The sequence below is a fragment of the Marinomonas dokdonensis genome (genome assembly GCF_052747885.1).
Map to the genome: position 1 here is coordinate 49,087 of NZ_JBRAND010000008.1, position 20,982 is coordinate 70,068.

At 47.2% G+C, this 20,982-nt stretch carries 17 protein-coding genes and 1 pseudogene; 9 read left to right on the top strand and 9 right to left on the bottom strand.

Annotated features, from left to right (window positions below; all coding sequences use genetic code 11):
* Window positions 1–72: 72 nt before the first annotated feature.
* Window positions 73–1,107, bottom strand: a complete 1,035-nt coding sequence (gene cydB / locus ACUM5Y_RS15265; protein WP_445977739.1) for a cytochrome d ubiquinol oxidase subunit II — start codon at window positions 1,105–1,107, stop codon at window positions 73–75.
* On the bottom strand, window positions 1,107–2,516 hold the full coding sequence (locus ACUM5Y_RS15270; protein ID WP_445977740.1) for a cytochrome ubiquinol oxidase subunit I: 1,410 nt from the start codon (window positions 2,514–2,516) through the stop codon (window positions 1,107–1,109). Before ACUM5Y_RS15270 ends, cydB begins: the two co-directional genes overlap by 1 nt.
* Before the next feature lie 366 nt (window positions 2,517–2,882).
* On the opposite strand from ACUM5Y_RS15270, the gene ACUM5Y_RS15275 reads away from it, so the two are divergent.
* From ACUM5Y_RS15275 to ACUM5Y_RS15285, 3 genes and pseudogenes are all read left to right on the top strand, one after another.
* Entirely contained in the window at window positions 2,883–4,814 is a 1,932-nt protein-coding gene (locus ACUM5Y_RS15275) for an ATP-binding protein (RefSeq protein WP_445977741.1), read from the top strand.
* 12 nt (window positions 4,815–4,826) lie between these two features.
* A complete protein-coding gene (locus ACUM5Y_RS15280; protein ID WP_445977742.1) occupies window positions 4,827–6,215 on the top strand; it encodes a sigma-54-dependent transcriptional regulator in 1,389 nt (462 codons plus the stop codon).
* A gap of 178 nt (window positions 6,216–6,393) precedes the next feature.
* A pseudogene (locus tag ACUM5Y_RS15285) lies at window positions 6,394–6,462 on the top strand (helix-turn-helix domain-containing protein); the annotation flags it as partial.
* A gap of 17 nt (window positions 6,463–6,479) precedes the next feature.
* Here the strand turns inward: ACUM5Y_RS15285 and ACUM5Y_RS15290 are convergent.
* A complete protein-coding gene (locus ACUM5Y_RS15290) occupies window positions 6,480–7,352 on the bottom strand; it encodes a hypothetical protein (RefSeq protein WP_445977743.1) in 873 nt (290 codons plus the stop codon).
* Between the two features lie 84 nt (window positions 7,353–7,436).
* Between ACUM5Y_RS15290 and ACUM5Y_RS15295 the strand changes: the two genes are divergently transcribed.
* Window positions 7,437–7,568 (top strand): hypothetical protein, encoded by a 132-nt coding sequence (locus ACUM5Y_RS15295; protein ID WP_394183753.1) that lies wholly within the window; start codon window positions 7,437–7,439, stop codon window positions 7,566–7,568.
* Window positions 7,569–7,675: 107 nt separating this feature from the next.
* Here the strand turns inward: ACUM5Y_RS15295 and ACUM5Y_RS15300 are convergent, their stop codons facing one another.
* Window positions 7,676–8,050, bottom strand: a complete 375-nt coding sequence (locus ACUM5Y_RS15300) for a DUF4260 family protein (protein ID WP_445977744.1) — start codon at window positions 8,048–8,050, stop codon at window positions 7,676–7,678.
* The gene (locus ACUM5Y_RS15305; RefSeq protein WP_445977745.1) at window positions 8,051–8,581 is read right to left on the bottom strand and encodes a hypothetical protein; all 531 of its coding nucleotides are present in this window, start codon (window positions 8,579–8,581) and stop codon (window positions 8,051–8,053) included.
* A gap of 158 nt (window positions 8,582–8,739) precedes the next feature.
* On the opposite strand from ACUM5Y_RS15305, the gene ACUM5Y_RS15310 reads away from it, so the two are divergent.
* Window positions 8,740–9,636 carry a LysR family transcriptional regulator gene (locus tag ACUM5Y_RS15310; protein WP_445977746.1) on the top strand — a complete coding sequence of 299 codons (897 nt, stop codon included), beginning with the start codon at window positions 8,740–8,742 and terminating at the stop codon, window positions 9,634–9,636.
* Window positions 9,637–9,681: 45 nt separating this feature from the next.
* Here ACUM5Y_RS15310 and ACUM5Y_RS15315 read toward each other — a convergent pair whose 3' ends face one another.
* The 3 genes from ACUM5Y_RS15315 to aldA form a co-directional block, all read right to left on the bottom strand.
* A complete protein-coding gene (locus ACUM5Y_RS15315) occupies window positions 9,682–11,304 on the bottom strand; it encodes a GMC family oxidoreductase (RefSeq protein ID WP_445977747.1) in 1,623 nt (540 codons plus the stop codon).
* Window positions 11,305–11,396: 92 nt separating this feature from the next.
* Window positions 11,397–12,626, bottom strand: coding sequence for a mandelate racemase/muconate lactonizing enzyme family protein (locus ACUM5Y_RS15320; RefSeq protein ID WP_445977748.1), 1,230 nt, complete (start codon window positions 12,624–12,626; stop codon window positions 11,397–11,399).
* A gap of 83 nt (window positions 12,627–12,709) precedes the next feature.
* Window positions 12,710–14,134, bottom strand: coding sequence for an aldehyde dehydrogenase (aldA, locus tag ACUM5Y_RS15325; RefSeq protein ID WP_445977749.1), 1,425 nt, complete (start codon window positions 14,132–14,134; stop codon window positions 12,710–12,712).
* A gap of 363 nt (window positions 14,135–14,497) precedes the next feature.
* Between aldA and ACUM5Y_RS15330 the strand changes: the two genes are divergently transcribed.
* A complete protein-coding gene (locus ACUM5Y_RS15330) occupies window positions 14,498–15,259 on the top strand; it encodes an IclR family transcriptional regulator (RefSeq protein WP_445977750.1) in 762 nt (253 codons plus the stop codon).
* Window positions 15,260–15,282: 23 nt separating this feature from the next.
* Here ACUM5Y_RS15330 and xseA read toward each other — a convergent pair whose 3' ends face one another.
* A complete protein-coding gene (gene xseA, locus ACUM5Y_RS15335) occupies window positions 15,283–16,635 on the bottom strand; it encodes an exodeoxyribonuclease VII large subunit (RefSeq protein ID WP_445977751.1) in 1,353 nt (450 codons plus the stop codon).
* Window positions 16,636–16,728: 93 nt separating this feature from the next.
* Here xseA and guaB point away from each other — a divergent pair, with 93 nt between their 5' ends.
* The 3 genes from guaB to sfsA all read left to right on the top strand — a co-directional run bounded on the left by guaB (window position 16,729) and on the right by sfsA (window position 20,823).
* Window positions 16,729–18,195, top strand: a complete 1,467-nt coding sequence (gene guaB / locus ACUM5Y_RS15340; RefSeq protein ID WP_445977752.1) for an IMP dehydrogenase — start codon at window positions 16,729–16,731, stop codon at window positions 18,193–18,195.
* A 118-nt stretch (window positions 18,196–18,313) separates the two neighbouring features.
* Window positions 18,314–19,891 carry a glutamine-hydrolyzing GMP synthase gene (guaA, locus tag ACUM5Y_RS15345; protein ID WP_445977753.1) on the top strand — a complete coding sequence of 526 codons (1,578 nt, stop codon included), beginning with the start codon at window positions 18,314–18,316 and terminating at the stop codon, window positions 19,889–19,891.
* Between the two features lie 218 nt (window positions 19,892–20,109).
* Window positions 20,110–20,823, top strand: a complete 714-nt coding sequence (sfsA, locus tag ACUM5Y_RS15350) for a DNA/RNA nuclease SfsA (RefSeq protein ID WP_445977755.1) — start codon at window positions 20,110–20,112, stop codon at window positions 20,821–20,823.
* Window positions 20,824–20,982 lie beyond the last annotated feature (159 nt).

Genomic DNA, 20,982 nt, shown 5'->3' on the forward strand with positions numbered 1-20,982 from the left:
ACAAACCATTGCCATGACTTTAGTGACTGGCATTTAACCCGCCAGGTTTGGCGACGAAAGATCGACAACATGCTAATACCCCTCTTGATAATCTTCGACCTTACCTGCGAACACACGATAGCCCCATAGGGTATAAGCGCAGATCAGCGGCACAAAAATACAAATGCCGGGCAGTAAAAATAACAGGCTAGAGTCTGGGGAAGCGGCTTGCCAAAAGGTAAGTTGACGAGGCACTAAGTAGGGAAATAGCCCCACTACTAGGCCTGCGAAGCCGGTTAGAAACAACAGACTAGCACACCAAAAAGGGCGCTTTTCATGACGACTTGTCCTGACTTGTGCTGTCGTGTCACTAAAGGTTCCTAGGTCTTTGAAGGTGGTGTAGCCAGCCCATAAGCTCAGCAGCGGTAAAGGCGCAAGGACAAAGAAGTTCATGCCGCTAAACCAACGTTCCCGAATTTCTGGCTGGTTGGTAAGGGTCGACAAACTCACCGCTAACATGGCCAACAGCAACAACATCAATAAGTTAATCCCTAATTTGGCCGCGTGACGTTGAATTCGGCCACGGCTTTTCATTACCAAATAACAAGCCGCCAATAGAGCATAACCGGCCATCACTGAAAAGCCTGTCAAAATAGAGAAGGGGGTGAGCCAATGCAAACTTGATAAGTGATTAAACTCGCCGCCCGTGGCGGGTATGCCTTGCACTATGGCACCAAGCAGTAGACCTTGGCAAAACGCGGCAATGGCTGAGCCAGCACTAAAGGCCAGATCCCAATAGGGGCGCGAAGTATCTGACTTAAAGCGATATTCAAAGGCCACGCCGCGAAAAATCAGCGCAAACAACATCAGCATAATCGGCAAATAGAAAATAGACGTTATGTCTCCATAAGCCGCTGGAAAGGCAGCGAATAGGATCACCCCGCCGAACACCAACCAAGTCTCGTTACCATCCCACACGTGTGAAATAGAACGCATTAGATGGTCTCGCTCGCCTGCTTGATGAAACCAAGGGTAGAGAATGCCGATACCCAGATCAAAGCCATCGAGCAAGACATACATAAAAATGGCGAAGCCAAGCACGAGAAAATAAAACAGTGGCAAATCCATTAGTTTGCTCCTTGATCTTTATGATTCAGATTCTTAACCCAAGCCAAGGCATAACCGGGTGCTTTCATACCGATTAACTGCTGCTCCAATGTGGCCATACTCGGCGGTCCTTTTTTAATAAGTTTGCGCATAAAGTACAGATAAACCCCGAGTAGTAAGGTGTAAATAATGACAAACATCACCAAGGTGAAGAGAACACGTTCCGCTGGCAGAGGCGATACTATATCGGCGGTACGCACTAGGTTATAAACAATCCACGGCTGGCGTCCCACTTCCACCACGTACCAACCCGCCAGCACGGCAATCACACCCATGGGGGTAAACAGAGTCACTAGGCCAAGAAAGGCTTTGTTTTTAAAGAGTCGATCTTTACGGCGTAATATCAGCGCCAAGACGGCGATGCCTAACATGCCGAACCCTATGCCCACCATGACGCGGAATGACCAAAACACCAGTGGTACATTGGGTCTGTCTTCGGCAGGGACAGATTTCAGGCCTTGTACGGCGCCATCCCAAGTGTGAGTGAGTATCATGCTACCTAAATTAGGTATGCCGACTTCTAAGTCATTCGTTTCTGTTGCCATATTCGGCATAGCAAATAACAGCAGAGGTACATTCTCTTCTACGGCAGGCCAGATGCCCTCCATAGCGGCGAGTTTTACCGGCTGGTGTTCACGCACATTAAGACCGTGCATGTCCCCCACCCAAGCCTGTAGTGGCGTGAGCACTAAGGCAAACCACATACACATGGATAGGCCTTTCTTGGCGAATGTGGTGTGTTGTTTTTTCAACAAGTAGTAAGCACTGATTCCGGCAACCACAAAGGTTGCGGTGATCAGTGATGCTATCACCATATGGGTTAAACGATAGGGCATAGAAGGGTTAAATATCACTTTAAACCAACTGGTCACCTCAAAGCGCCCATTGACGATTTCATAGCCAGTAGGGGTTTGCATCCAAGAGTTAGCAACTATGATCCAAAACGCCGAAAACCATGTGCCCGTCATCACCACTAGGGTTGAGAAGAAGTGCAGCTTACGGCCGACCCTTTGCCAGCCGAATAACATTACACCTAAGAAACCCGCTTCCATAAAGAAAGCCGTGAGTACTTCATAGGCCATTAGCGGGCCTAGCACAGCACCGGTCATTTCGGAGAATTTTGAGAAGTTGGTACCAAACTCATAAGACAGCACAATGCCAGACACCACTCCCATACCAAAAGTGATCGCGAAGGGCTTAATCCAGAATTTCGCCAGCTGTAAATAATAGGGGTTGTGAGTTTTCAGCCACATGCCCTCCCAAATAGCGATCAGTGTGGCAAGGCCAATGGTGATGCTAGGAAAAATAATATGGAAGCTCACCGTAAAAGCGAATTGCAATCGCGACAAAAGAGCAACATCAAGATCCATGAGATAAACCTGTTAATAAAGTGATCGTGCTAAAAAATAGTGTGTATAAAAGCATTGTTTTAGGAGCGCTTAGTGCGTGTTCTTAAGTAGGCTTGACGCCATATTAGGGGCAATAATGCCAAGCTGATAATGCTAAAAAGCGCGATGATCTCTGTCATAAGAAAAGGGATATTCATGGGGTAGCTCCTATTAATTCGATAAAGCTTGAGATAGATCAAAAAATATAAATAGGTAAGAGCAAACGCTAAGCCAAGTTTTATATTTTTTTAAGTTGTTGAAATTATTTGATATTTTTATTTTTGCTTGTTTGCTGTGTAAAATGGGTTTACGATTTTTGTTTTTATCATGTAAACAAGGTTTACACCCATGGCGATTCCCTTAATCTTTGAAGTGTCCATGCTGATCTCTAGTATCTGCGGCTTTCTTGTAGCTGTTTGGCTCTTGTGGAGAGCACGAAAACAAGCGGATTTACAAGCTCTGGCGGGCTTCGCCATCATGATGGCGATCTGGTGTTTTGGCCACGTGGCCCTTTATCAAGGCATGGAAACATTAGGGATCTTCATCGTCTTGGCGAACCCATTAATGCCGACATTTTTCCTGCATTTTGCCATTCGTTTTGTCTACGCGGGACAGGTGAAAAGCCCATGGTTAAAAGGTTTGGGGCAGTATCTGTGGCTGGTTTATCTGACCAGCATCTTGGTGGTGCTGCACAGCTGGTGGGTGCAAGGGGGCAGCACGGTAAACACCCACGACACTCGGGCATTTTTTGTTTTTACCGATGCTGGTATCTTTAATTTAGCCTACACAGTGCTGGTGGGTGTGCTCGCCCATGGGGTGCTGTTGTATGGCTGGTTGCGCCACCAAGGCAACAAAAAACGCTCCATTCTTGCCATGTTTGGGGTGGGGGCTTGGGGGCTATTACTGGCCACCAGCTTTGTGTTTCCATCCTTTGGAATAAGCTGGTTTCCTTACCCCATGCTATTGCTGCCCAGTTACTTGTTGCTGTTGGTATACGGCGTGGTGCGCTATCAAATTTTGTCTGTAAACGCCTTTGCTAATCGCGCCTTGCTCTGGCTGGCAATGATGTTGGTCATGCTGTGTCTGATTGCTGTGATCAGTGTGGTGTCTGCCCGCTTAGGCTTGCAAGCCTTGGCCAATGTACCTAGCTGGCAGCTCTGGTTTTATTCTCTGCTCATGCTGGTGGTGGCCTCCTTGATCCATCGGCCACTAACTCGAATTATCTCTCGTGTAATTTACCCCGGCGCAACGCTAAGTGAAGAGCTTCTAGAAGCTTGGTCGAGCCAACTAAAAGCCGCCCATGACTGGCCGAGCCTTAATCAAATAGGTGAGCGCTTACTATCAGAACAAGTGTTGCGCAAAGTGACCATTCAGATTCATGGTACGGAAGCGGCAGAGGCGTTAGCGCAAACACCTTGGTCACCACCTGCCGAAACGACTGACACGACAGTTTCTAGCCCCTTAACTCTGGAAGTGTCAGTAACCGAACAAGGCTGGCAATTCAGCTTACATGGTTGGGAAGATGCCAGCCCGGGTATGCGCCTAACCGCGGAGGTATTCGGCTCGTTATTTTCCACCAGCTGTAGCTTGCTAGAGCGTTCCCTAGCCCTTGCCGCCGCAGAGCGCAAACGCCTAGATGAACAACACCTAGTAGAACTCGGTCGCCTGTCTGCGGCCATGGCCCATGAGTTGAGAAACCCGTTAAACATTATTGCCATGGCGGCCTACGACAGCCCAGCAGACACACGTCAGCATATTCAAACTCAGCTGCAAAGAGCCGATCGTCTGGTGAGTGATATGTTGGTGTATTCTGGCGGCTTGCACTTGCAAATCTCTTCTGTGCCCCTTGCTGCACTAGTTAACAATCTGCTGTCACAAAGTGAAACCCAGCAGGTGGATTGTCAGGTTCGTATTGCAGATGACCTACACCTAGCAGGAGACTTCCAGCGCTTGCAGCAGGTGTTCATTAATCTTATCGATAACGCCCTCGCGTATGTGAGGGATATGCCCGATGGCAAGTTGCTAATCAGCGCCGAACAACAAGCTCAGCAGGTGGTGATTCAGCTGCATAACAATGGCCCTGTAATTGAGCCGAGTATGCAAGGGGAGGCAATGTTTCAGCCTTTTGTCACCAAACGCAGTGGCGGCAGTGGTTTAGGTTTAGCCATTGTGCGTCGTATTCTAGAAGCCCACGGCGGGCGTATTCGCCACCGTAGTGACTGCCATTGGCCAGTCACCTTTGAACTGAGCTTTCCTCAACCAACCCATTCAGCGGATTAATAAGGCAATAACATGACGGAAAATTCCCACCGCCAGCAACGTATTTTATTAGTGGATGATGAGCCGGCTTTTCGTGAGTTGGCTGGTCGTTGGTTGGCCAAACACGATTACCATGTGCGCAGTGCTGGCAGCTTAGCGCAAGCCGAGCAGGCCATTGCAGAGTTTGATGCGGATCTGGTATTGCTCGATTTATCTATGCCGCCAAGCTTTGACCCACAAGAGACATTACAGGCCATGGGGTTGTTTGCTGGCCGTCCAGTGATCATCATTACAGGCCATGCGGATCGTGAGTTAGCACTTAAAGCCGTAGAGCTTGGGGCTTGGGATTTTATCGCCAAACCGATAGACCCAGAATTATTGGCCGTGGTGGTACGCCGGGCGATTACCAAACATACCCTAGAAAAAGAGCTCAACCAGCTAAAACAGGTCACCGCCAAGGTGCAAGGGGCAGAAACCTATATTGGTCATTCCCAGAATGCACAAATGATCCGTGGCCTGATTGAGCGCATTGCCCCCACCGATGTGCGTGTATTGGTCACTGGGCCGTCGGGCACGGGCAAAGAGGTGATTTCACGGGCCTTGCATGACATGAGCCACAGGTCGAGCAAGGCATTTGTGTCGGTTCATTGTGGTGCTATACCCGCTGAACTGTTGGAAAGTGAGTTGTTTGGCTATGTGAAAGGCGCGTTTACCGGTGCGGAAAAAGACAAGGTTGGTCTATTAAGCTTGGCTGATGGTGGTACTTTATTTCTCGATGAAATTGGCGAAATGCCCTTGGCCATGCAGGTAAAATTACTGCGAGTGCTACAAGAAGGCACCTTCTTTCCTGTGGGCGGGCGAGAGCAAAAGCACATCGACATTCGTGTCGTATCCGCAACCAACGCCGACCTGTTTGCCAAGGTGCAAGCGGGCAGCTTTCGGGAAGATTTATATTATCGAATTAAAGGCGTGAACATTGAAACCCAAGCGTTAACCGAGCGTTTGGAAGATGTACCAGTATTGCTACAGGCGTTTTTAAAACACTTAGAAAACCAACAATCGCGAAGCCTACAGCTTATACCAGAGGCCATGCAATGGTTTCGCGACCAAACTTGGCAAGGCAATGTACGAGAACTCAGAAATGCCTTAGAAAGCGTCGCTTCCATTTCCCCTACGGGGCGCATCACCATGGAAGACATTCAGCTGCTTTACCCAAACCGAGTAGTGCAATTGCCTCAATCTCACCCTAGTGAATACGCAACAAACAGTGATGGCACCTTGGATGAGCAAGTACGAGAGCTGGAAATACGCCTGATCCATCAAGCCCTCACACACCACCAAGGCAACCGCACCCAAGCTGCCAAACAACTCGGCATTTCACGGCAAGGGCTGATCAAGAAAATAGAGCGGTATGGGCTGTGATTACTACTGATTCGGGGAGCTAGACAGAAGCTTTTGATTTGGGTTGTTAGTTAGAAACGTCTGATTTGGGAGGCTTGACAGTAACATAGCACGTTCGCTCCACGCGCAAGCGCGAAAAGTCGCTGAACTGTGCCATGTTCCTGTCTAGCCAACGGGTTACGGTAGTTTCACAACTTCTCAACCCGCCAAACAACTTGGTATTTCACGACAAGGGCTGATCAAGAAAATAGAGCGGTATAGATTGTGATATTTTGTGAGAAGGAGTTAATTATTCTCCATCCAGTAGTGGTATTCGGCATCGTTATGAAATTCTTGTAATCTTTTTTCTTCGATATCTTGAGCTATTTTTTGCGCGCAATCTGAGCAAACGTCAATATCATCATAACCATATGAATTATGAATAGTTGCTAGGCCTTCACAATAGTCAATATCAAAATGATTATGGATCGACTCAAGCTCGGAGCTGAAAAATAAGTTCTCACAATGAGGGCAGTCTCTAAACTCTTCTTTGTAAGAGCATGAATAACAAGTGTCAATCGAGTCATGGATGACAAAGGTATCTGATAAGCAGTTCGGGCATTCTAAAATATAAGAGCTTTTTATCTCTTCATCTTTAATTCTTTGTATAGCGTTTTCTGTCAGTACTTTTCTACTTTTTTCTATTATTATAAGGCTTCCAATGGCTTCTTCAGAAAGAAAGTCTTCTATTTGGTGTCCAAACTGTCTACGCTGAATTGTTGCAAGTAGGGAGAATACTCTAAAGAAATGGGCTTGTGCATAGTCAACTGAAAGTTCGAATTCAGAATGAGTTATTTTGTTCCTTAATTTAATTGCAGATTCCATTCCCTCTCGCTCATTTTTTGTGAAAACCACATTCCCTATTTCAGGGTTAGAAATCCGTTTAATCGCAGTAGTTATGCTTATGGTATGTGCTGGTTTGTCGATGTTTTCAAAAATGAAGAGGGGATGAATATTTTTAAGCGCTAGTTTTAAGCTTAACTCTAAAGATTGAACTAAATTCAAGATGGCGAATTGCCAATGCTTTACATTATTTTCAGCCCCAATTGCTTTATCCACAGCTTCTACTAAAAAAGAGTGGCTGTTTTCTAAAAGATTTAACTTCACTGATTTATCCATTTCTCAAAGTCCTTTTTAGCATAATGACTTAAATTGTTCTTATATACTTACTTTGCATTATTTCATAAAGGTAAGGGGAAAAGTATGAGCATTAAACCTGGACCAAAGCCAAAAGCTGATTCTACAGGGAAGACAGACAAACGACGCAGAGTGACACCTGAAAATAAAAAGAAACATCCGACATTAAAAGAGCACGATCATGAAAAAGGGAAGTAACGCTCTTAGGTAAGGATAAGAAGAAAGCAACATAACAACGTTCAGCGACTTTTCGCGCTGGCGCGTGGAGCGAACGTGTTTTGGTTGCTTTCGATCCAACACAAAAGCTATTTGCCAACTTTCCCCAAGTGTGTGTCTTTAAAGCCAGAAGCGTATTTAAGTCCGTAGCCTAGGGCGCGGTCAAAGCCTACGTGGGCGGCCCATATGAGTCCTATGGCCATGCCGTTCTGGCTGTTGAAGATAGCCCAGCTTAAGCCAAGGCATACGGCTGGGCCAAGGTAAGAATGAGTCAGGTTATATAAGATTGCGCCAGTTCTATTGCTGACTAAATAACCTAAAAGCGCTAGGTCAGGGAGCAAAAATAACAAGGCGAACATCTGCCAACCCACGTGATAATTAAAGTAAGTTATGCTGGCAAGAACTAATACCGCAGCGCCTTCAAGTTGCAGTAGCCATTTGATATTTCGGCCTAGGGTGATCATTCAAAACCTCCAGCCAAGGTGAACAGCGGGAAAAAAGCTTACCGCTTCACTTTCAAAGCGTTCCCCATCAAGAATTACATCCTTATGTTCAAGGTTGAAAGCTACTCCCAACCAAGGGGTTATAGTGATATTTCTGCTGTACATAATGCGATAACCGAATCTCGGCCCGAGGGAGGTCTGTCTGCGAAAAGTGGTTTCATTGCTAGTGATGCGTGTGTAGGTCATATCGGAAGAGGCCGCTTCGAGCCCTACAAACCAGCCTGCGTAATGACCAAACAAATAATCCAGTTTTACCCCCAGCCCAGAAAACTCTACATCGTAGTTGTCATCACCGTGCAAAGCTTGAGGGACTTTTAAGCCAAAGGTGCCGATGTCTATACGGTAATGATCATTTCCAAAGCCTAAGTGTACCGAATGCCCTCCTAACAAATAGGCACTTGGGTCTATCTCAATATCAAATGCCGACGCTTTGTTGGCGATTACGCAACTAATTAAGCCAATTGCCGTCATTGTAGTGGGCTTTATTATCATGGTTTTCTCCATATTACTTGAGGGGGAATAGCAGATTTCGATAAAGAGTGTGAGGTAATTATTAACAAATAAAAAACAGTCATTATTTAAATAAAATTAAATTTTATTTGTGATAACGTGATGCTTATGTCTGAGCTTATCGTCTATTGGGGGCCCTAATGCGTCATTTAAATAATCTCGCTACCTTTGTTCAGGTGGCAAAATACGAGAGTGTCACCAAGGCGGCTAACCGTCTCTATCTCACCCAGCAAGCGGTTTCTCACCAAATCAAAAAGCTGGAAGAAGAGCTTGGTATAGTCTTGTTTACAAGGGCGAATCGTAAAATCTACTTAACCCCAGAAGGTCGAGAGCTATTACTCACAGCCGAAAAACACTTGGCTGCACTGGACGCTGAAATGAACAAGGTCAAGCGGGATACGGGGAGTTTATTTGGCCATATATCCCTTTCTTGCACCATGGAGTTGGCGACCTTACTGCTGGTGCCTGTTGTCGAGAGCTTTAAAAAGCAGCATCCACAAGTCAGCATAGAGATAGTGCTGCAAGATGATGGGGCCAGTGTTGATCATGTGGTCGGCGGAAAGATAGATATCGGTATTGTGGTGTTTTCTTCTGAGAGCCGTTTACTGGAAGTGTCTGCGTTACGCAGCGAGGCTTTCGTTACTGTGGCCAGTCGAGCCTTTATTGCCACCCATGGTGAGATTACAGACTTTAGTCAGCTTCTTGAGTTAGACATCATAGATTATCAAATGGATTGTCCTTCCATGAAAACTTGGCTCGGTAAGAATAATGCAAAGTTGCGTAAGCGATTGGAGGTAAAAAGCGCGTCTATTGCAGCAAACGATGACCGACTTATCAAAGATTTACTATTGGCCGACCTTGGTATTGCTAACTTGCCACGGGTGTTGGTTGAAAAAGAGCTAGCCTGTGGTGATGTGGTTGAAATATTACCCGCGGCTAAGTCCATTTCTGCTGGTATCGATATGGTGACAATGAAAGGCCGGGTGTTGCCTGCGCATGTGGTGGCTTTTATTGAGCATTTAAAAAAGGCGGTCTAGTCACAAACTAGGCCGCCTTGTTGCTTTCTAAACTGTAAATTTGGCTTAACTCGTTTGGTGGTCGGCCAGTATTAGATCTGCGCCTTTTTCTGCCACCATCATCACAGGGGCGTTTATATTGCCCGAGGTGATGTTGGGGAATATGGAGGCGTCTACTACTCGTAATGCCTGAATACCGTGAACTTTTAACTGATGATTCACCACGTGCTGTTGTGGGTCTGGGCCCATGGCACAGGTGCCACACAGGTGGTAAATAGACCCGGCATTCTCACGGTAGAATTGCAGCATCTCTTCTTCATTTTGAACCTCGTCCCCCGGCATGACTTCAGCTTCAGTAATGGCCTGTAAAGCAGTGCTGTCCATAAACTTGCGGATCAGCCGGCTGCCTTGAATCGCCTCTTGCTTGTCTTGTTCCGTAGACAAATAGTTAGGCTGAATAACTGGCGCCACATTAGGATTGGCGGAGGAAATTCGTATCGAACCCTTACTGGTAGGGCGACAGGCATTAAAGGCCACCAAAAAGCCAGAGTAGGGCTCTGGTTGCATTTTGGCGTTCGGGTCTTTCGGAATCTGATAAGACATGGGGTTAAAGTACAGCTGTATATTTGGCTCTAGGCTATTGTCATCGCCCTTAAAGAACCCCCCCGCTTGATTGACACTTAATGACAGGGGGCCACTTCGGGTCAAAGCGTATTGAATGCCTGCTTTGATTTGTCCTAGGATGGAACGGAACTCATCATTAAGGGTTTTTACCTTGGCTTTGTAAAAGTAACTCACACAGTGGTGGTCTTGCAGATTCTCACCGACACTGGGCAATTCATGGCGTAGAGGAATACCATGTTGTGCAAGCAATTTAGGCTCACCGATACCAGACAACTGTAAAATCTTCGGGGTGCCAATCGCGCCGCCTGCAAGAATGATTTCTTTACTCGCCGAGTAGGTAAGGGTTTGCTCATCCATGCTCACTTCCACCGAAGTGGCGCGCAGTTCATCATCCAGATGTACCTTGCTGACTTGAGCAATGGTTTTAATGGTTAGGTTAGGGCGCTTTTTGGCGGGTTTTAAATAGGCCTGATTACTGGAGTCACGTATGCCTTTGCGGATATTCACATCATAGATACCAGCGCCTGCAATGCTCTCGCCATTGAAATCATTGTTCACCCCAAGAGATAACTCTTTAGCTGCCGCTAAAAAGTCCTGACAGATAGGGTGGGCTTTGTCCTGCATACGGGTGATGCCGATTAAACCCTGACTGGCATGGTAGTCGTCATCACCAAAAGGGTGGCTTTCTAGTTTTTTAAAGTAGGGCAAAACGTCTTTATAGCCCCACCCCGGGTTACCTTGGGCTTGCCAGTCGTCAAAATCTTGGCGATTACCCCGTACATAAATCATTGCATTAATGGAGCCTGAGCCGCCCAGCACCTTGCCTCTGGGGGTATACAAACAGCGCCCAGCCATTTCCGATTGGGGCTGGGTGTAATACATATAATTGTAAGTAGGGTGGTAATAGGTTTTGGCAAAGCCCACCGGCACCTTAAACCAAGGAGATTTGTCTTCTGGCCCAGCTTCGAGCAAGAGTACGGAAAACTCACCAGAGGCACTGAGTCGGTTGGCGAGAATACAACCGGCGGAGCCTGCCCCAACAATAATAAAATCGTAATTTGTCATGACCATCCAATACTCAGTGGCGATGTTGCGGGTAAGAGTCGTGAGCGCCTCATTGACCACTCATGTAGTCAATGGGCGCGCCATTACTTAGTTTACGCACTGCCCTTACGAGCAGCCGAGGTTTGGGTTTTTACATCATATGGCGCTGGGTCCATCTGTAGATGTAAGCGCTTACCTTTATAAGGTGAGTTGGCTTTCACCACCTCCATATTGAGTTCCACCCCAAGACCAGGCTTAGTTGATGGAATGATATGTCCATCTTGCCATTCGATCTTTTCTTGTAGCACTTCTGCGTGGAAACCATCCCAAGTGCCAATACTTTCTTGGATCAGGAAGTTAGGGGTTGCTGTAGCAAGCTGAATACTGGCCGCCGCACCCACTGGGCCGTTGTAAAGGTGAGGAGCGATTTGCACGTGATGGGCTTCTGCCATACCGGCTATCTTTTTGGCTTCCAGAATGCCGCCCACGCGACCTAGGTTCATTTGAACAATGGAAGCACCATCGTTCATCAGTAGATCGTGGAATTCGTATTTACTGGTTAAACGTTCACCTGTGGCCACGGGAATACTGGTTTGGCGAGCAACCTTGCTCATTGCATAGCTGTTGCCCGGTGGAATCGGCTCTTCAAACCAAAGTGGGTCGAAGGGTTCTAGTTGTTTGGCTAGACGAATCGCCCCAGCTGGCGTCATTTGACCATGGGTGCCGAACAGTAGGTCACATTTTGTGCCCACGGCGTTGCGGATTTCCCGGCAAAAGGACACGCTTTTTTCAATGTCGGCCAAGGCCAGTTGGTGACCAGAATAAGCTGTATACGGACCTGCAGGGTCAAATTTCAGCGCAGTAAAGCCCATTTCCATGTTTTTAATCGCGCACTCTACGGCAAGGTCTAGATTGTCATAATCGTAGTTACCATTCTCGTCTTCTGGGTACAGATAGGTGTAGGTACGTAGCTTGTCGTTAACCTTGCCACCGATCAGTTCATAAACAGGTTTGCCGGCGGCTTTACCGATAATGTCCCAACAGGCCATTTCAAAGCCACTGATAATGCCCATCATGGTGAGGTCTGGGCGCTGGGTAAAACCACTGGAAAAGGCTTGGCGATAAAAACGCTCAATATGGTGCGGGTCTTGGCCTTGCAAGAAGCGTGAGAACACATCCTCAATGGCGGACAGCATGACATTTGGGTGGAAGGTGGCCGCGTAAACTTCGCCAACCCCTTCAATGCCGCATTCGGTGCGCAGTTGAACAAAGATCCAATACATTCCTCCCACATGAGGAGGAGGGGTAGCAACAACATGGGCATCATAAGATACGAGTTTCATAACAAAAGTGCTCTTTAATTTGAATAAATGTGTGACTTGCCCACGGACTATTGTGAATAGCCCGTGGGCGTCTGATATGAAAGCTAGTAGTTAAGTACCACTAAACGTGTTTGTGTGAATTCCAACATGCCGTGCTTGCCGTCATCACCCCCTAGACCGGAGCGTTTCCAACCAGCGTGGTAGCCTTGATAAGGGTCCGCTGGGGTGCGGTTAATGTAGACTTCACCGGCTTCAATGTTGTTGGCAACCTTCATGGCGGTACGGTAATTCTCAGTGTAAATCACCGATGCCAAACCAAACTGGTGGTCATTGGCAAGGGCCAGTGCTTCGTCACTGGTTTGGTAAGTTAACACTGGTAGTACAGGGCCAAAAATCTCTTCTTGGACGATTTCCATATCTTGGCGGCAGTTGGTCAGTAGGGTTGGAGGGTAAAAATGCCCTTTGCCTTCTGGAATGTAGCCGCCAATTTCTAGCTTAGCGCCATCGTCTATGGCCCGTGCCACCATTTGGTGGATATTGATACGAGCGCTTTCATTAATAAGCGGCCCCATATCATCTGGCTGAACAGCTCGGTCACCAAATTGTCTGGCTGCGAATTCGGCTTTAAGCAGCTCAATGAACTCTTCATAGACAGACTCTTGCACATAGACTCGTTCGATCGCGGTACAAAGCTGACCACAGTTGGTGGTTTTGGAACCTACGATTTCACGGGCGGCTTTTTTCAAGTCAGCATCAGCTTCAACAATCGCTGGGCTTTTGCCGCCAAGTTCTAGTGAAGACTTAGCGATATTAACTTGTGAGTATTCTAAGACTTTGCGGCCCGCGCCAACGCTACCCGTCAACGTGATCATACCTACATTAGGGTGGGTACAGATCATTTCAGCGGTCGCATGAGACATGGTCATGATGTTGATCACGCCATCTGGGAAGCCCGCTTTTTGAATCGCTTTGGCAATTTCAAAGGCGGAACATGGCGTGTTGTTGCTCGGGCGCACAATGACACTGTTACCGGTAATCAGAGCCGGTGCGATTTTACGCAGTAAGGTATAAACAGGGTAATTGAAAGGAATCAGACAAGCGACAACGCCAATCGGCTCTCTTTGTAGTAGTAGATTTTCGCTTGGGCTATCGCTGGGAATGATTTCCCCTTCAATACGGCGTGCCCATTCAGCATGGTAGCGGGTGATGTCTGCCGCATAGATGGCTTCATTAGTGGCATCACTAAGGCTCTTGCCAGATTCCAATGCTAGAGTTGCGCCGATCTCTGGGCTTAGCTCAACCAAAGCGTCTGCTAAACGGTGCAGGTATTGCGCGCGATCGGTGCTGGTAAGCTGACGCCAAGCTTTTTGTGCCGCTGTGGCGACGCTGATCGCCTCCATCGCATCGGCGTCGGTGACGGCTTGTACCGTGGCAATTTGCTCTTCGTTGGCAGGGTTAAAAACCGCAATGGTTTCTGCTGTGTCAGAGTGTTTAAAGGCATTATTAATAAAGTTTGTGTCCTGTCGCATGGTGCTCTCCCATCAATTTGTCCAGATGGTATGAAGCTAGAGCCTTGTGTGTCAAATGTCACTCTGGGAGTTTGGTAATATTTTCCACATATAGAAAAAATTATTAAGTGTATGATTTGTAATGGTTTTAATTTCACGTTTGGCTTTTGTTATGAGGCGTAATTAGTAGAAAGGTTATTTTCAGCCTCGTGACCAGCGGCTTAGGATTTATCTTTACAAAACTAATGGAAGGATTTTTATCGAACACGCGAAAATATAGTGAGAAGTATTCTATAATGGTTATTTTTCCATATATAGAAAATTTATCTTTGGCTTTTTGGAATCTAATATCCAAGTCATAGATAAGAAAGGCTGGTTAGCGAAATGCGTGAAAATCATAAAACCTCGGCACCTGCCATAGACAATGCCGTGGCCATTGTTGAGCTGGTGGCCATGTCGCCTTTGCCACTGACACTAACCGATATTTGTCAGCAAACAGGCATTTCACCTTCTACAGCTCATCGGGTGATTAATTCGCTGCTGCACCATGAAATGCTCTCAACCGATCCGCGAAAAAAACGCTCCTACAGTGTTGGGTCTCGGGTATTTGAAGTGGCGTCCACTGTGTTGAGTAAGCAGAGTCTTATTCCTTTCTTTTATCCCCTTGCTGAGATTTTAAAGAATGAGGTGCACCAAACCATTTTCTTAAGTGTGCCCATAGGCAAGCAAATGGTGGTTATTTCTAAAGTGGAACCTGCTGTGAGTAACACTTATGAAATCTATACCGGCCAGACGGTGAATATGCACCTTTCAGCGGCGGGTAAGGTGTTGCTGGCGATGCATACCGAAGACTTCCAAGCGAACTACTTTGCCCTAGAGGCGGTGGCCGAGCAGTTAAACACTGCCGCGCGGGAAGAGGTGTTTGCTGATTTGCAGCGTTCTGCTCGGCTTGGTTATGCGGTCAGTCATGGGGATTTTGAGGGCGGTGTCAGTACCATGGCGGCACCGGTAATGAACCTGAACAATGAGCCGGTTGCCAGTGTTGGCATAGCAATAAAAAGTGCCCACTTTGATAGTGGCGAGGCCCGTCAGTATTCTAAGAATCTGGTGCAGGCGGCACGCCAACTATCGTCACGCATTGTTTAGTTTGAGTTTCTGGGCCCCAAGCATTAGCTATGGGGCATGACCTCTTCAACAATGCAGTCTATTTCCCCATCAACCAGTCGGGTTCTGAGCTTATCGCCTTTGCGCACTGAGCTGGTGGAGTTGACCACTTGCCCATCTTTGCTGGTGATGGCGTAACCTCTTGATAGAATATTCAACGGGCTGACCAGATTGAGCTTCTCTACCAAACCGGCAAACTGATTTTGCTTGCTTTTGAGATTATGACTGAGAGCTAGGGTCAGGCGCTTGTCGATATCTTCTAGCTGTTTGCGCTGCAGCTTAATGCTTTCTTCTGGCGTGCTTTGTAACAAACGCTGGTGGAGGTGGGTCAAGCGGGTGTGCTGATTTTCCAGTCGCTGACTGAGGCTGCTATGCAAACGACGGTTCAGTTGATTAAGCTGATTTTGTTGTAGATCAATGCGCTCTTTCGGGTGACGAATACGCTTACTTAAAAAGTCTAATCTTTGCTGATGCTGTTCTAACTGGCGCTGCATTTTTAGCAGTAGCTGTCGACTTTGCTGATCTATCTGCTGCTTGAGCTGGTTGCCATCTGGGCTAAGAAGTTCGGCGGCGGCCGTCGGGGTGGCGGCACGCACATCGGCGACAAAGTCGGTAATGGTGAAGTCGGTTTCATGACCAACAGCCGACACAATAGGTGTACGAGCGTGGAACACAGCACGGGCGAGGGCTTCGTCGTTAAAACTCCACAGATCTTCTAGGGAACCACCACCACGACCGAGAATAATCGCGTCAAAATGACCACTGTGATCGGCTCTTTGTAGTTGCTTAAGCAGATTTTTGGCGGCGTCTTGCCCCTGTACCAAAGAGGGCAGAATGGTAAGTTCTGTTAATGGGAAGCGTCGTCGAAAAGCGATGACCATATCGCGGATTGCCGCCCCAACCGGCGAGGTAATAATCGCCACGCGTTCTGGTTTGCTGGGCAGGGGCTTTTTATGGGTCTCATCAAAGAGCCCTTCTAACTGTAGGTTGGCTTTGAGTCGTTCGAAGGCTTGTTGCAGGGCGCCTTCACCAGCGGACTCCATGCTTTCGACCCCAAGCTGACAATCACCACGGGGGCCATAAAAGGTGACACGAGCTCGCAAGCGTACCTGATCGCCATTTTTAGGCTGAAAACGCACGGCCATGTTACGGTTTTTGAACATGGTGCAACGGATTTGCGCTTTGTCATCTTTGAGAGAAAAGTACCAGTGACCTGAAGCGGGTTTGGCCAGATTGGAGATTTCTCCTTCTACTAAAATCCACGGTAAACTGGCTTCTAATAGCTGTTGAATTTGTCGATTGAGCTGAGAAACGGTAAAAGCGGTTTCTTGTGGTGTAAAAGTTGTAAAATTTTTCATCAATCTCTCATGGTTTTGATTTACCGAATGCATCTATTGGAGTAGAATTACTTGCCATCTTAACACCCTTGTTGGCATTGGAAACTCCCCATTATGTTACGAATCGTGCAAGAAGCTTTAACGTTTGATGACGTATTGCTTATCCCCGGCTATTCCGAAGTTTTACCTAAGGATGTTAGCCTCAAAACTAAAATCACTAAAGACATCGAGCTGAATATTCCACTTATTTCTTCTGCGATGGATACCGTTACCGAACACCGCATGGCAATTGCCTTGGCGCAAGAAGGCGGCATGGGCATCATTCACAAAAACCTGACTGTTGAAGAACAAGCCGCCGAAGTGCGTCGTGTTAAAAAATACGAAAGTGGTATTGTGCGTGATCTTGTGACGATTGGTCCAGAGGCTAGTGTTCATGACCTTATGGCACTAACAGCTGAAAACAGCATTTCAAGTGTACCTGTTGTTGAAGGTACAGACTTGGTTGGTATCGTAACCAGCCGTGATGTGCGTTTCGTAAAAGATTTCGATAAAAAAGTTGCGGATATCATGACGCCAAAAGAGCGTTTGGTAACAGCTCTTGAAGGCGCTTCTTCAGGCTCTATCCGTAAACTATTGCATGAAAACCGCATTGAAAAAGTACTGATCGTTAATGATCAGTTTGAATTGCGTGGCATGGTGACAGTAACAGACTTTAATAAAGCCACGACTTACCCAAATGCTTGTAAAGATGAAGAAGGCCGTTTGCGTGTTGGTGCTGCGGTAGGTACGGGCGCTGATACTGGCGAACGTGTTAAAGCTTTGTCTGATGCCGGTGTTGACGTTATCGTGGTAGATACTGCCCACGGTCATTCTAAAGGTGTTATCGATCGCGTACGTTGGGTGAAAGAAAACTTCCCTCACATTCAAGTGATCGGTGGCAACATTGCCACAGCAGAAGCGGCGATTGCCCTAGCGGATGCTGGTGCAGATGGCGTGAAAGTTGGTATTGGTCCAGGTTCTATCTGTACTACTCGTATCGTTGCTGGTGTAGGTGTTCCTCAAATCAGTGCTGTAGCAAACGTGGCTGAAGCCATGAACCCTCGAGGCGTACCTGTTATTGCTGACGGTGGTGTACGTTTTTCTGGTGATATCAGTAAAGCGATTGCGGCTGGCGCAAGTGTTATCATGGTCGGTGGTCTATTGGCTGGTACTGATGAAGCACCGGGCGAAGTGGTACTTTTCCAAGGCCGTTCATTCAAGTCTTACCGTGGCATGGGTTCATTAGGAGCTATGTCTCAGGCGCAAGGTTCAAGTGACCGTTACTTCCAAGACTCTAGCAGTGTAGAGAAATTGGTACCGGAAGGTATCGAAGGTCGCGTACCTTCTAAAGGACCTATGGTATCGGTTATTCACCAGTTAATGGGTGGTGTACGCTCTTCTATGGGTTACACAGGCTCTGCTGATATCGAGACGATGCGTACCAAAACACAATTCTCGAAAATTACCGGTGCCGGTATGCGTGAAAGTCATGTCCATGACGTGACCATCACCAAAGAAGCACCTAATTATCATGCGGGTTAATGGCTGATAATTGATCACTTAGATGGGGCGATGTTATCGCCCCATCTTTATTTGTTGTTCTTAATGTTTAATACAAAGATACGCTCTTAGTGATTAAGAGTGAAAGGACTGGCTAACAATGTCGCAAGATATCCACGCTCATAAAATTCTTATTCTTGATTTCGGTTCTCAGTACACGCAACTGATCGCACGCCGAGTGCGCGAAATTGGCGTTTACTGTGAAGTACGTGCTTTTGACATGGAAGATCAAGAGGTTATCGATTTTAACCCTAAAGGCATCATCTTAGCGGGTGGTCCTGAGTCTGTGCCTGAGCCGGGTTCTCCGCGTGCGCCAGAAGCCGTGTTCACTTTGGGTGTGCCAGTATTTGGTATCTGTTACGGCATGCAAACCATGGCGGAGCAGCTTGGTGGTAAAGTGCAGGGTTCTGAATTGCGAGAGTTCGGTTACGCACAGATCCGCAAGCACGACGGTCCAAGCTTGTTCGCTGATATTCAAGACCATGTTGCTAACAACGGTGTTTCAACTCTAGATGTGTGGATGAGCCACGGTGACAAGGTAGTTGAAATGCCAGCTGACTTCGCTCTTATGGCTTCTACAGACAGCTGCCCGATTGCTGCGATGGCGAACGAGGCGAAGCGCTTCTACGGTGTGCAGTTCCACCCAGAAGTTACTCACACCCTACAAGGCGGTAAGATCCTTTCTCGCTTTGTTGTTGATATCTGTGAATGTGACACCTTGTGGACACCTGCTAACATTGCGACCGATGCGATTGAGCGTATGCGTGAGCAAGTGGGCGACAAACAAGTGCTATTGGCCTTGTCTGGCGGTGTGGACTCTTCTGTTGTAGCGGCTTTGTTGCATAAAGCGATCGGCGACCAACTGACCTGTGTGTTTGTTGATAACGGCTTGTTGCGTCTTAACGAAGGCGACCAAGTAATGAAGATGTTCGCTGATAACATGGGTGTGAAAGTGATCCGTGTTGATGCTGAAGATCTATTCCTTGGTAAGTTGGCAGGTGAAGCTGACCCAGAGAAGAAGCGTAAGATCATTGGTAACACCTTCATTGAAATCTTCGACGAAGAGTCTTCTAAGCTAGACGGCATTGACTTCTTGGCACAGGGTACTATCTACCCAGATGTTATCGAGTCTGCGGCGTCTAAAACTGGTAAAGCTCATGTAATCAAGTCTCACCACAACGTGGGTGGCTTGCCTGAAGACATGAAAATGGAATTGGTTGAACCGCTTCGCGAACTGTTTAAAGACGAAGTGCGTAAGTTGGGTGTAGCACTTGGTTTGCCACACGACATGGTTTACCGCCATCCTTTCCCAGGACCGGGTCTAGGTGTGCGTATCTTGGGTGAAGTGAAAAAAGACTACGCCGACATCCTACGCCGTGCCGATGCTATCTTCATTGAAGAACTGCGTCGCTCTGGCTGGTACGAAAAAACTAGCCAAGCCTTCGCGGTATTCTTGCCGGTGAAATCTGTTGGTGTGGTTGGTGATGGCCGCCGTTACGAATACGTAGTCGCACTGCGTGCAGTAGAAACCATCGACTTCATGACAGCTCGTTGGGCGCACCTACCTTATGAACTACTAGAAACCGTGTCTGGTCGCATTATCAATGAGATCGAACACATTTCTCGTGTTACCTACGATGTGTCTTCTAAGCCACCGGCTACCATAGAGTGGGAATAATTCAGAACAAGCGAACAGCTTAACTGAATCGTAAAAGCACATTAAAGCCCGCTACTTTAGCGGGCTTTTTGTTGTTGAGAAATAGGGCTTATGTTGAAGTGGGGGGCACGGTTAGAAGTAGTGTCTATGAATGGTTTAATATGAAAGCTTGAGAGTCGATGGGTTTGGCAAAAATCGATAATGTTTGTTGTTAAGTGTGTAAAGAAAAGGTGGGTGTGTTGGAGTTTCCAAAAGAGTTATTACAAGGGCGCTTGATCAAACGCTACAAACGCTTTTTAGCGGATATCGAACTGGATAGTGGTGAGCTGATTACCGCCCACTGCCCTAATACTGGGTCGATGAAACGTTGCCAGCAAGACAATGCCCGAGTATGGGTGTCTAAAAGTGATAACCCAAAGCGTAAGTTGGCCTACACCTGGGAAATAGTCGAGGTCGATGAGCAACACCTTGCCTGCATTAATACAGGCTACCCTAATAAGTTGGTTGGTGAGGCCATTGCGAATGGTGTAGTCAGCGAGCTTGCTGGTTATGACCAACAGAAGGCTGAGGTGAAGTACGGTGAAAAAAGCCGTATCGATTGGTTGTTAAGTAAAGGCACAGGAGAGCTGTGTTACGTAGAAGTGAAGAATGTCACCCTATTAGAAGAGGATGGTAAAGGCTACTTTCCGGATGCGGTAACGGAGCGGGGCAAAAAGCATTTGTATGAAATGGCAGAGATGGTCAAGCAAGGCCATAGGGCGGTGATGTTGTTTTGCGTGAGTCACACTGGTATAGACGGTGTTGCCCCAGCAGGCTATATCGACCCTAAGTATGCCCAGGCCTTTACCGAGGTGTTGGCCAGTGGTGTTGAAGTCATTGCTTATAAGGTGGATATCAGCCCTGAATCCATGGCAGTGAGCCATAGTATTCCTGTGTTTGCGCCGGTTTATTAGACGACTGAAAAATAAAAGAAATTAATTGCAGAAAACACTTGCACTAAATCTGTAGATCCTTAATATACGCCCTCGCTGACACGGACAGGGCTTCACTCTTTAAGAGAAACGAAGCAGCTTAAGTGGTACGGCAACGCTCTTTAAAATAGATAATCAGAT